This window comes from Companilactobacillus bobalius, assembly GCF_009764355.1.
This window is the reverse complement of the sequence record NZ_LNUA01000077.1, coordinates 64056-77068: the sequence shown is the minus strand read 5'-3', so window position 1 is coordinate 77068 and position 13013 is coordinate 64056. Positions and strand designations below refer to the sequence as shown.

Here is a 13013-nt window from a genome sequence, read left to right as displayed (position 1 = left end):
CTATTTTTGAAACCGTTACCTTTATAATAGCTCAATTATGCCAAAAAAATAAGATTACGTCTAATTCGTAATCTTATTTTTAATAAATAAGTATTTTAATTTTCAGATGGTAATTCATGTGCTTGACGTTTTTCTTCAATTGATTGACGAACTGCTTCTTCAGTAGCACGTCCACGTTTAGCAAGTTCACCATTTTCAAGTTCTTCTTTAACCTTAGCCAATTCATCGACTTCTTGGTGTGCTTCAGGATTATTACGTCTGAAAATAGCCATAACCTTGTAAGCAATCTTTTCACCCATAAGAGTAACGAATGAACCAAGTAAGATAACGACAATACCAATAATAGTGTTAACCTTCATAGCCTCGCCTAAAACAATCAATGCTAGAACAGGAGCCAAAGCTGGTTTGACTAAGAAAATCAATGAAGCTTGAAGAATACCAACTTTTTCCATTGAAAGGAAGTACAATCCAAAAGCTACACCAGTAACCAAAACAGAAATGTAAAGAATCAACGGTAGTGTTTGTAAAGTAATTCCCTTGAAGAAAGGAATATTAACAAATTCAGAATAGTTATTTGGAATATTTTGAGCAATTGGTAAGTGACTTAGACCCATCAAAACACCCAATTCAGCTGAACCAAATAAGAATGATAAGCAAGTCATTGAAAGACCATTTAAACCAATTTTGCCACCATTAACACGTGACATAACACCGTAAACACCGAAAAGAATTGATGAAAGCAATCCTAACATGATACCCATAGCACCACTCAAGTGGAATGGATTAATAATGATCAAAAGACCGATCAAAGTCAAAACTAGAGCCAAGACATTAGTTCTAGATAATTTTTCTTTTAAGAACACGAAACCAATAATCAAACCAAAGATAGGATTAGCACTCAACATAATAGCGATAACAGAAGCAGTAGCCATCCCGATAGATAATTGATACAACGTCATACTCAAAACCACAATAACAAAACCAGTTAGAGCAATACGTCCAAAATCAGATCTAGATAATCTGACACTGTGCTTTCTAATGTACATCATAGTGAAAGGCAAAAGAGCCAAACCACCAATCAAGAATCTGACAAAGTTCAATTCAATTGGATTAAATTGCCCACCGGCAATCTTCAAGGCAATTTCCATAGAACTGAAAAGAAAAGTTGGTATCAATATATAAAAGAAACTCTTTAAATTCAAAACTTAATTTCATCCCCATTTTTGTAAGTCAATATTCTAAGTGTACTCCTGATTTTGGGGTCTATTTGAATGAAAGTGTTTCCAGTCAAAAAAAAGAGAGCGAAGCAAGGGTGCTCAACCCACGAGGATTTGCCTAAGTACTGGAATCGACCGTGCACTATACGGGCAATTTCAGTACTGTAGCAAACCACAGGAGACTCCCCCTGCGTAGCTCGTTTCAATAGAGAGCAAAGCAGGGGCGCTCAGGCTCTGAGGATTTGCCTAAGAATTGGAATTAGCCGCTGAACTTGCGGATGATTTCAGTTCTGTAGCAAACCACAGGAGACTGCCCCTGCGTAGCTCGTTTCCACTATATTGCATAGAACCATGGTTATCTTACTAAAGAGAACCCCCCAACAAAAAAAGAGAAGCTCCAAAAGCTTCCCCTTTCTAAAAACTACTTATTAATAACATTTCGAGAATAACCCTTACCAGCAGTCAAATCATACTGAACCATTCGATAATCATCAATAATCTTTTGTTGCTTCTTAGTTAATTTATCAACACTCTTACTATCTTGATTTACATACAAATTATTAGTACCTTCATCAATACTCTTAGCCATAGCTGGAGCATCTTGTTGAACCTTTGTTAACAATGCATAGTAAGGCGTTACCTTCTGATCCATTTGTTCCAAAGCTAGTGGAATGAATCCATTAGGATCAGTTACTTTGGTAGCATCATCTAACTTAGTTGTACCCTCACCATGATCTCTAGCATACTTATTACTGTAAACAAAGTAGTCTGTTTGATGTTCTTCAACATTGTATTTATAAATATCAACGCCATCATAAATACCTGGTAAATGATCACCATACCAAACAACCGTAATTGGTTTATTTACTTTATCCAACTCTGCTAAAAATTCTTTAGTTGAATTGTCAGTCGTATTAATGCTTTTGGCAAAGTTCTCGATTTGTGTACGTGAACTATCAGTAACACCAGAACCACTAGCCTTGAAGGGATTGTTAGTGTAATTGTTGGTATAAGGCATGTGGTTTTGCATTGTAACTAAATTAATGAATTGTCCACCTTTAGCCTGATTAATCTGCCACAAAGTATCTTTATAAGCTGACTCATCACTGACATATTCCATTTCTGGCAATGTGTCAGCATACTTCAAAGGCTCTGTTTTAGCAGTATCAAGATTTCTAAACGATTGAATTCCAAAATTCTTATAAACTGAATTACGATTATAGAAATTACCATGGAATGGATGAATAGCAGCACTCGTCTTAAAACTATTGGAAATGTTGATTGGATTTTCTTGCTTATTAACCAGCTGCGTATAAGGTGATTGCAAAGAATCCGAGAATTGGTTCATGGCTAGACCTGTTAAAGTCATGTATTCCATGTTGGCCGTTCCCCCACCATAGCCAGAACTCATCATTAAACCAGAAGTGGTATTCTCTTTGATTTTCTCAATGTTAGGAATTGGATCTTGATTGAGTTTCACACCAGGAACTCGATTTGGATTCGAGAAACTCTCACTCAAAACAAAGATCAAAGTTTGCTTACTCAAATTATTATTAGAACGATCTTGGTTAATATCGTCCGCAACACCTTGATATTTTTTAACTAGTTTTTCCATCTTTTGCTTGCTATAGCCTTTAGGCTTATCCATTACATCAACATACATGTTACCCAAGAAAGTCAACATTGGTCCATTGCTGTTAGCTGATTGGTTGATGTTAGAAGCATAGTTAGTATAACCAGCCTTAGCTAGAACTTTGTAAGTGAATGAATTATTGTCACTAGCTGTATAGAAACTACCAATACTGATAGCTGCTAAAGCAATAAAAATCAATCTGACAATATAATTGAAACGCAACGTATGCTTGCCTAAGAAGTGTTCTAACAAGATAGCGGCTGCTATCAAGATTATTAATAGAATCACCATGAAGATAACTATCTTTGGCGTAACCATCGATAAGAGACCTTTGACATTCTTCAAAAGACTCAAATCACTAGGTAAAATCGGTTCTGAACGATAATTAACTTTTAAACGATCAGCAACTGCGTAAATAGCAAAAAACACGTAGAAGATGGCCGATGCATAGAAGAAGCGGTTACATAAACCATACAAACCTAAATAGATGAAAAACAAGATCAACACCGTCAATAAGTAAGTATTTAGATTCGATTGAAAAACAATTTGCTTGGAAAAGACAATATCGCCCGTTTGAGCGTAATTCAAAATAAAACCGACCAAAAAGGCCGATGCAATAATGAATATAAACTGCACTATCCCCAATATGTTAATTTTTTTTTGCATTAGTAAAACGTCCTCATTAATATCCCTTAATATAATTAATATATTAAACCAAATTCCGTTAATATCTAGGTTTATCATTCATTAATTTCTAAAAAAGTTTATTCGTTATACTTTTTAATTTTTATTTAGTTTAATAATTAAGCATAATTTTAAAATTAAATTATAGTAGTTTGGGTACAAAAAAGTGCAAATTCAATTTATGAATTTGCATCTTCGTATTCTTCAATTAAATTAATCAAAAACTTTTGACGATTCTCATCAGTTGTTACATTAACCTGACCAAAGTGAATCCAAGTCGTATTCTTAGGATTTAGTCCAATATCGGCTAGTGTCCGCTTAATAAAAACTGATTGAATTGGATCACCACAATTATTTATCAAATAATCCTTTGTTGTGGTTGAAGTAGTTACAACTGTGACTTTCTCTATCTGCGTTAATAACCCCTTCCAACCATTACTTTCATCATAGGCAAAGCCATTCAACATGACACGGTCGAAAAATCCCTTTAACATGGCTGGTACATTATGCCACCAAATAGGAAAAATAAAAATCAGTTCATTAGAATTATTTATCCGACGTTGATATTTTTTCACCAGTTCATCACTAGTTTGCCCTTGACTGTATGTTTTCAAGCCTTCCGCAGAGAGAATTGGATTGAATTTGTCCGCATACAAGTCAATCACTTCAAATTCTTCATCATTTCGGCAAAAATAATTCGACAATGTATTTAGAATCTCATGATTGAAACTACTAGCATTCGGATGAGTATAAATAATTGTTTTCATAATCTAAAATCTCCTCATGAATCGTTGGTTTCAGTATATTATCTTTGAGGAAATTTATGATATCAATTCATGCTTAAATTTATTTTCTAATTTGATTTAGTGTATTAATTGTCGTTGAACTTACCAGCAATAGACATTGTAGGTTGGATATTAATAAATGCATTGGGATCAACGTCCAAAATAATTTTCTTTGCGAAGAATAATTGATACTTCGTTAGAACCATTGTGATAGAACCAATTTCTTCACCAGAATAAGCACCCTTCAAGTGATAATCCAGCGTCAAACCACGATTGAGTGATTTGAGTAATTCTTGAGAAATCTGATCAATTTTATGTGTGTAAACTGTAACGGTAATCTTTTGTTGTTGAATATACATTTTGTCAATTACCATATTGGTAATATAAATTGAAATGATTGTATATAATGCTAGTTCCCAGCCGAACGTAAAACCAGCAATCGTAATAATAATCGCATTAACTGCAAAGCTGACTTGTCCAACAGTTCTACCAGTACTTCTTTGCACGATCAAAGCAATAATATCTGTTCCACCAGTTGAAAATCCATAACGGAAGCAAAGTCCAATACCTGATCCAGATAAAATACCACCAAACACAGCTGATAATAATGGGTCTTTAGTCAATGGATGCAATGGAACAATTAAGATGAATAACGATGCCGAAACGATAGAAATAATCGACAAAATCGTAAATTTCTTACCTAACTTAAACCAAGCCAAAATCACTAATGGTAAATTTAATAAGGCATACCAGAAGTAAACTGGCGTACTTGTTTGTGCAAATTCATTGAGCAAGTTAACGATTAACTGTGCCGCACCAGTCACACCACTGGTATAAAGCTTTGCCGGCTGTAGCAATAACTGAATTCCTAGAGCCGAGGTAATTCCATAGAAAAGAGCTGCAAAAATACTTTTATAATAGTCTCTAATAAATTTCATGAAATCCCCCTCCTTTTTCTGTAAATATATATTCATATCATATGAATTATAGCAAACCTCATCATACATAAAACAGTTCAAATGTATCATTACTGACAATTTTTTTGTATATATTATAATTAAAGCAATGATTGGAGGATATAATAATGCAAAAAATTGGCTTCATTGGTACTGGCGTCATGGGTAGTGGCGTTATAAACAATTTATTAAAAGCAGGCTATGCTGTTGATATTTATACAAGAACAAAATCAAAAGCTGAACCTCTAATTAAACAAGGTGCTAACTGGTACGCTGATCCTAAAGACGTGGCTGAAAGTGCCGACATAATCTTTTCTATGGTAGGTTTCCCTCAAGATGTTGAAGATGTCTACTTCAAAGACAACGGTATCTTCGCTGGTTTATCAGCTGGTAAAATTATCGTCGATATGACAACTAGTACACCAACACTTGCTAAAAAAATTGGTGAAAAAGCTGAAGCAATCGGTGTCCAAGCCTTAGATGCTCCTGTCTCTGGTGGTGACGTTGGTGCCCGTGATGGTAAATTAACTATTATGGTCGGTGGTTCTAAAGAAGCTTACCAAACACTTCTTCCTATTTTTGAAATTATCGGTAAAGCTAATCACCACTTCGGACCTTACGGTGCTGGTCAACATGCTAAAATGGCTAACCAAATCATGATTGCCGGTACTATGACCGGTCTAACAGAAATGTTTGTTTATGCCAAGGCAGCTGGTCTCGATCTGCAATCAGTTTTGAAAACCGTTGAAGGCGGCAGTGGTGACAATTGGAGTTTGGAAAACTATGGACCCCGTATTTTGAATGGCGATTTTAAACCAGGATTTTATTCCAAACATTTCCTTAAAGATTTAAGAATTGCACTCGATGAAAGTGAGAAAATGAAACTTGACCTTCCTGCTACTAAGCAGGCTAAGAAATTATACGAGACACTAGTTGATGATAAGGATTTGGGTAATGACGGTACTCAAGGACTTATCAAACTTTGGTGGTAAAATAAATCAAAATACAAATCCAGTAACTCAAATTGAGCTACTGGATTTTTTAGTATATTCAGATAAACGACTCATCAATTCCAAATGATGCTTAATTGAAAGTTTTTTTATGACACCTAGACCAGGAAACTTATCTCCATGACCATATTCTAATAGTGTTTCTAGTGCAGGGGTCAAATTAAGCCCATTAATATTTTTATGGACCCAAGGTTCCAATTTATTCATGGCCTCAAAGAATTTTTGCTTTTGTCCACGCATAGACTCATTACTGTCAGATACAAAATGATGCACGCGTAAACTTCCATCCGTCGTCACATAGATAATATGAATTGCAATTGCTCGTGATGGCATACCTTTATCAAAATAGATATGACCTAGCATTGAATAATCACCGAAGCCCTTGAATCCGTCTACCTGTTGATACCAGTCTGGACCTTCAAAAAATTCATCATCCAATTGATCGTAGTCCTCCACATGATGATGAAAAGTAAATGGATCAGTTAAACTAGCAGCCTTGGCTCCAATAATCTTATGCATTCTTGCAACATTGGGAATTAACACTTTATCCACCTTTTTTAAAACGGTAGTATCACGATAAACTTTAAACAGCTCATAATTATTAACAATCAAGATTGATTTTTGCTGGGGTAAAGTTTCAATGAAGTCACTTCGAAAGTCTGCTGCCAAAATTGCACTCGGCACATAAAAATCTAAGTTGTACACATCTGGCAGTGGATAAAGTTTCGTATCATTCAAACCATATACGCTGACCTGTGGATTAGCAATTACACTGAATGACTGTTTTTTATCGATAAAGGTTTGGACTGTCTTCTGTAGCTCTTTAGAATCACGAACCGGTTCAATTATTGGAACAATCTGTGAATTAAACCAACCCTCTTCACATAATTCCTTCAAAGCAAGTAGATCGTACATTCGACCACGAAAATAAGGATAATAGGTCATATTTTATCCTCCAAATTCGGTTGCTGTAATTTTTGTAGTTGAAATTTCAATTCTTGATATTCCGCATTTCTTGCGTCAAGTTCATCTTGTAACGCCGTTACAGCATCATTCTGTATTTCTTCAATAAAGCGATCATAAAGATTGTTATCAGGATTATAGACATCATAACCGGCTTTTTGACGTTTCTTCAATTCCTTATAGAGCCTATCCTCAGAATATAACTGCAATCCCTTCTCCACTTTCTTAGCCTTATCGACTTCTCTAAATAATGAGGCCACAAAATGGCTTGTCAGTTGTTTTTCATCAACTTGTAGTTCTTGGAATTGAGCCTTCTTAGCAACCGTCAAGAATCCTGGTGCCACTAGAGTCTGAGGCGAAGCTTCCATGGCTTTTTTATCAAAGGCCCGATAGATCAAAACTCCAATGTGACTGGGAATTTCATCAGCCACTTCTTCGAATAGTTTCTGAGGCAAAACGAAATAATTGTAATTACCGATAAAAGACAATTTAGCCTTGGAGTGAAAATCAGATTTCGTTACTTTCAATTCATAGCAACGCCACTCAATCTGACCATCCCGCAATTGTTGATAACTCAAAGTATCAACGATACCTTTATCATCTGGCATCGAAACTTCTTCAACAACGTATGAGCCCTGTTCTTTACAATATTGATAAAGCGTACTCTCTAAATCCTTAGTTAACTTAGTTTTCATCTTGTTCCTTCCAAAAGTTATCCACTGTACCTGTTAATTGTTGCAACGATGAAATACGATGATAATTTTGCCAATGCTGTGGAAAAAATCTAGTGTAGCGCATACCGCCAAATCTTTGATCTACCAATAAAACAATCCCTTTATCATGGCTACTTCTGATCAAACGCCCCGCGGCCTGTAAAACATTATTCATCCCTGGCATCTGATATGCATACTCAAATCCATGTCCATTTTTATTATCATAGTAATCTCTAATCAAATTATTCTCAGCACTTAATCCTGGTAAACCGACACTGACGATGGCAACACCGATTAATTTATCGCCTCTTAAATCAATTCCTTCAGAGAAAATACCACCTAAAACACAAAAACCAACCAAAGTTTCCTCCGTGGCATTATCGAATTGATCCAAAAATTCTTGTCGAGTTATACTATCCATCTCTGATGTCTGGGCAATTGTATTAACATGTGGATAACTTTTTTCAAAACTAGTCTTCACCTGTTCTAAATACCCATATGAAGGAAAGAAGAATAAATAATTACCTTTTTTACTATCGACTAAAGTTTTCAAGCTCTCGACAATCCTCTCTTGATTGAATTCTCGTTGTCGATAAGTCGTCTGAATATACTGCGTTATCAAAATAGCTTGATGATCTATCGGAAACGGTGATGGCAACTGATAGGCCAAACTGTTATCACTTCCACCTAAAACACTTTGATAGTAGTCCATTGGTGATAATGTGGCGGAGAACAACACTGCTCCCAATCCAAGATCCAACGATTGATCAATAAAATGACTTGGGTCAAGGCACAATTGTTTAACGACAAGATGTTTATTTTCAATTACAATACGTGTCTTATAAGTATCGTTATACAACGCTCCAATTTTGACAAAGGTCAGACAATCAAAGAAATAATCCTTAGCACTATCTAAAAAATCAGATGGTTTCTGATCTTGCATCCATTCACCCATAAAGTCATCAAACTTACCTAGAACTTTTAACAATTCATCTGGGGCATCTGAAGTTATTTTTTCTTCCAAATCATCCGTTTGTAATTGTTTCTTGATTTGATTGAAAACACGTCGGACTTTTTTTAACTGCTTTTGAAAATCCTTACTGGTTTTGGTTTCAATCTTTTTAGCCACTCTCAATAATGAAGAAATCTTAAAATCACTTACCTCCGCTGAATACATTGAACGTGAACGACTGACCAAATTATGGGCTTCATCAATTAGGAAGAAATTATCTGTGTCCTTTTCGATAAAGAAACGTTGTAGATAGACTAACGGATCGAATAAATAATTGTAATCACAAATAATGACATCACAAAATAACGAGGCATCCAGTGAAAACTCGAATGGGTCAACTGTGTGCTTTCTAGCATACTTTTCCACAACCTCACGGGTAATTGCATCTTCGTTGGTTAATAAATCGGCTAGAGCTGGTTTTAATCGGTCATAGTAACCAATCATATATGGATCCTTTTCCGGTGGTACATCTTGTTCCTTAAAACGTATTTTGTCTTTGGCAGTTAAGGTAATACTCTTCAATTGAAGTCCTTTTTTGGACATCAAAGCTATTGTTTCTTCGGCAACTCGTCTAGTACTCTGCTTGGCCGTTAAATAAAACAATCGTTGGATCTTTTCTTCTCCCATCGATTTAATAGCTGGAAATAAAGTAGAGATTGTTTTACCTGTGCCAGTTGGTGCTTCAACAAAGAGACGCTTTTGATAATAAACAGTTTTATAAACGGCCGCTGCTAATTCATGTTGACCAGCACGGAACCTATCAAATGGGAAAGGCATTTGTTGAATCGATTGATTACGGGTTTTACGTAATTTAGCTCGTAAGACTAGCCAATATTCGTATTCATCTATTAAATTTTGAAAAAATTCATTTAATTCGTCACGCTCAAAAGTCTTGTCATCACTCGTAATTGTCTCGGTGCTGACTTGAAAATAAGTCAATCGTAAATTAACATGTTCTAACTCTGGATGTTCTTTCAAAATAATGTAGCCATAAACTTTAACCTGACCCCAATATAGTTCCAAAGTATTGTCGCTCAATTCATCAAATAGTTGATCTGATGTTTTGATTTCTTCAATTAAAATACTCTTATCAGTTGTCGTAATACCATCAGCACGTCCTGAAATGACATACTCAGTATCATTCATAGTTACTTCCGTCTTTAAATAAAATTCACTTTCATAGTCAGCATTTCTCGAACGTGTTTTTTGTAGTCTACGGTGAATTCGGGAACCGTTTTGAGCCGTATTTTGACTATTTTTATTTTCCATTAAATCACCACTACGTAGTACGAACTCAACTAACTGTCGAATTCCAATTTTGGTCGCCATAGACTACCTCCTCAAATTACTATTTAACATTGTAAAACATACGTTCGATTTTGTCTGTAGACAATTTTTGTAAACTTTCAATCATTAGTGCCAACTACTCAGCTACTTTTTACAATTAAAAAATCATATAATTAATATTATTAATTCAGTTGGGGATGTATTTCATGCAAATTAGTACCGAAGATGTCTTAATTGATTCACTCAATAATCTTTTAGAAAGCAAATCAGTTGATAAAATCACTGTCAAAGACATTGTCTCTGAATGTGGTTTAACCAGACAAACTTTTTATAACCATTTCTCCGATATTTATGCACTGGTGGAATACTCTGCCTGTCAAAATGCTAAAAAATATCTGGACAAAGCTTCTGATTACGATAATTGGCAAGAAGGTTTTTGCAATATCATGATCAAGATCAAAGAGAACAAAACCATTGCTCAAAATGTTTACCATTCGATTTATCGTGATTTGATGGAAAAATATATCTATGATGTCCTTTACGGATATATCATTCAAATTGTCGAAAAACAGGCTGAAGGTATGTCCGTTTCACAAAACCATAAGGATTTTATTGCTCATTTCTATAGTCTTGCCTTCATCGCCATAATTTTTGAATGGATTCGTGATGATATGAAAGATGATCCTGAAGAAATCGTTGAGCAGATTGGTGTCCTGATTCATGGTGATTTTAAAAAAGCTTTGAATAAATACGCTAAATAAGTTTACAGATATTGGGAAGTGTAAATAATATTTACACTTCTATTTTTTTGTCAATTGTTCATTCCCGGAGTTTATTTTATCTTGAATGCAAGGACGAAGTTCCTTTGACATTTTCGAAAGAAGGCAACAACAATGAACATTTATAAAACAATGTATCATCCTCATAAACCAGCCGGTATTGATGACCGCAAATCTAATATCATTGGTGGAGGAATCGCCGGATTGGCAACAGCAGCATTCTTAATTGATGACGCTAAAATGCCAGCTCGTAACATTACCATTTACGAGAAAAAGCCTGTTATGGGTGGTTCTATGGACGGTACTAAAGGTAATGAAGGTTACCTTTGCCGTGCCGAACGTGAACTAGAACCTTATATGGAATGTCTCTGGTATCTCTGCGGCAAGATTCCTTCACTTGAAAATGAAGGCAGAACTGTTCTTGATGATGTCGTTGATTTTAACCGTGATGAACCAATTCATACTGAAGCCAGAGTTATCGTTAACCAAGGAGAAATTGACGGACAATATCATAATTACAAGATGCCTCAACGTTACGTTACCGCTATGGTTAAAATTGTTTCTTCAACTGAAGAAGAATTAGCTGATAAACGAATCGATGAATTCTTCGATAAAGATTTCTTCAAGACTAATTTCTGGACTTGCTTCCACAGTCAACTAGCCTTCAAACACTATCACAGTGCCATCGAATGTCGTCGTTATTGGCAAAGATTTACTTTCATCAACCGTCACGAATATCTTGAAGGTTTCATTCATACTAAATATAACGAATATGACGCAATTATTTTACCTATTGAAAGATGGTTGATTGATCATGGAGTTCACTTTGTAAATAATTTCTCTGTTTACGACCTAACTCTTGATACAAAGAATGATACTGTTCAAGCAATTCTTGCTCATCAAAACGGCCAAGATGTCACTATTCCCGTAAGCAACAAAGACTTAGTCTTCGTTACTAGCGGTTCTATCAGTGAAAATAGTTGCTTCGGTGATAATAATACTGTTGCCAAAACAAATACTGATACTGAAGATATGGGTACTTTCACTATTTGGAAGAATCTAGCCAAGAAGGATGATAAATTTGGACATCCCGATAAATTCTTAGGTCAGATCGACCAAACAAAGTGGATTTCCTTCTTCCCAACTGTCAAAGGCTATCCTGAATTCTTCAGACGTATTGAAGAGTTATCCGGAAGCAAAGCCGGTACTGGTGGTTTAATGACTTTCAAAGATTCAAATTGGGACATGTCATTTGAAATTCACCACAAACCATTCTTCCCTTACCAAGCTGACGATGAAGAAGTTGGTTGGGGCTATGGTCTCTACGGCGAAAACGTCGGTAATTACATCAAGAAACGCATGTGGGATTGTACCGGTGACGAAATCATGACTGAACTTCTTTATCATCTAGGTATGTTGGACATCAAAGACGAAGTTCTAAAACATACTTACATGTCAACAGCTATGATGCCTTACGCAACTAGTCAATTCATGCCACGTAAATTAGGCGATCGTCCTAAAGTGGTTCCTGATGGCTGTACTAACCTAGCCTTCTTAGGTCAATTCGTTGAAGTTGATGACGATGTTGTCTTCACCGTTGAAACTTCAGTTAGAACTGGTCTAGAAAGCGTCTATGAACTACTTGATGTTGATAAAGATGTTCTTGAAGTTAACCCTTCAAGATACGACATCAGATACTTGCTAGAAAGAGTTAAACGTTTCAACGGTATCAAGGGTAAGATTACACCTGATATGTTGCCACAATTAACTCCGGATCAACTCCCTGCTGTGACTCAAGAACTATTACACTACGTAAATAATATTCCACCATATTATACGATGTACCTTGGACGCGACAAGACCGTACCATATAAGGAATCAATCTTGCATCCCAAAGCACCACACAGTAAATAAAATCTAACAAGCAAATAGCCAGTAACTCGATTTTGAGTTACTGGTTATTTTGGTTTTCAT

The 13013-nt window shown here is 35.6% G+C and carries 10 protein-coding genes; 3 read left to right on the top strand and 7 right to left on the bottom strand.

The genetic code is table 11. The features are described from left to right. Positions 1 to 95: 95 nt before the first annotated feature. The 4 genes from ATN92_RS16770 to ATN92_RS16755 all read right to left on the bottom strand — a co-directional run bounded on the left by ATN92_RS16770 (position 96) and on the right by ATN92_RS16755 (position 5257). The gene (locus tag ATN92_RS16770) at positions 96 to 1202 is read right to left on the bottom strand and encodes a DMT family transporter (protein ID WP_056954180.1); all 1107 of its coding nucleotides are present in this window, start codon (positions 1200 to 1202) and stop codon (positions 96 to 98) included. 436 nt (positions 1203 to 1638) lie between these two features. Next, complete coding sequence (locus ATN92_RS16765; RefSeq protein ID WP_056954176.1) at positions 1639 to 3516, bottom strand: LTA synthase family protein; 1878 nt, start codon at positions 3514 to 3516, stop codon at positions 1639 to 1641. 197 nt (positions 3517 to 3713) lie between these two features. Continuing rightward, positions 3714 to 4301 carry an NAD(P)H-dependent oxidoreductase gene (locus ATN92_RS16760; protein ID WP_056954174.1) on the bottom strand — a complete coding sequence of 196 codons (588 nt, stop codon included), beginning with the start codon at positions 4299 to 4301 and terminating at the stop codon, positions 3714 to 3716. Positions 4302 to 4405: 104 nt separating this feature from the next. Continuing rightward, positions 4406 to 5257, bottom strand: a complete 852-nt coding sequence (locus tag ATN92_RS16755; protein ID WP_056954172.1) for a YitT family protein — start codon at positions 5255 to 5257, stop codon at positions 4406 to 4408. A gap of 146 nt (positions 5258 to 5403) precedes the next feature. Here ATN92_RS16755 and ATN92_RS16750 point away from each other — a divergent pair, with 146 nt between their 5' ends. Continuing rightward, the gene (locus ATN92_RS16750) at positions 5404 to 6267 is read left to right on the top strand and encodes an NAD(P)-dependent oxidoreductase (RefSeq protein WP_056954169.1); all 864 of its coding nucleotides are present in this window, start codon (positions 5404 to 5406) and stop codon (positions 6265 to 6267) included. Positions 6268 to 6294: 27 nt separating this feature from the next. Here ATN92_RS16750 and ATN92_RS16745 read toward each other — a convergent pair whose 3' ends face one another. From ATN92_RS16745 to ATN92_RS16735, 3 genes are read right to left on the bottom strand one after another with little or no spacing between them, the layout of a single operon-like run. Beyond that, the gene (locus ATN92_RS16745; protein WP_087721257.1) at positions 6295 to 7230 is read right to left on the bottom strand and encodes a sce7725 family protein; all 936 of its coding nucleotides are present in this window, start codon (positions 7228 to 7230) and stop codon (positions 6295 to 6297) included. Next, complete coding sequence (locus ATN92_RS16740; RefSeq protein ID WP_056954168.1) at positions 7227 to 7943, bottom strand: hypothetical protein; 717 nt, start codon at positions 7941 to 7943, stop codon at positions 7227 to 7229. The genes ATN92_RS16745 and ATN92_RS16740 overlap by 4 nt, the downstream gene beginning before the upstream one ends. Then, positions 7933 to 10302 (bottom strand): ATP-dependent DNA helicase, encoded by a 2370-nt coding sequence (locus ATN92_RS16735; protein WP_056954166.1) that lies wholly within the window; start codon positions 10300 to 10302, stop codon positions 7933 to 7935. Before ATN92_RS16735 ends, ATN92_RS16740 begins: the two co-directional genes overlap by 11 nt. A gap of 164 nt (positions 10303 to 10466) precedes the next feature. On the opposite strand from ATN92_RS16735, the gene ATN92_RS16730 reads away from it, so the two are divergent. Together ATN92_RS16730 and ATN92_RS16725 are read left to right on the top strand one after the other, a co-directional pair. After that, on the top strand, positions 10467 to 11021 hold the full coding sequence (locus ATN92_RS16730) for a TetR/AcrR family transcriptional regulator (RefSeq protein WP_056954164.1): 555 nt from the start codon (positions 10467 to 10469) through the stop codon (positions 11019 to 11021). A gap of 132 nt (positions 11022 to 11153) precedes the next feature. Further along, complete coding sequence (locus ATN92_RS16725) at positions 11154 to 12953, top strand: oleate hydratase (RefSeq protein WP_056954162.1); 1800 nt, start codon at positions 11154 to 11156, stop codon at positions 12951 to 12953. Positions 12954 to 13013 lie beyond the last annotated feature (60 nt).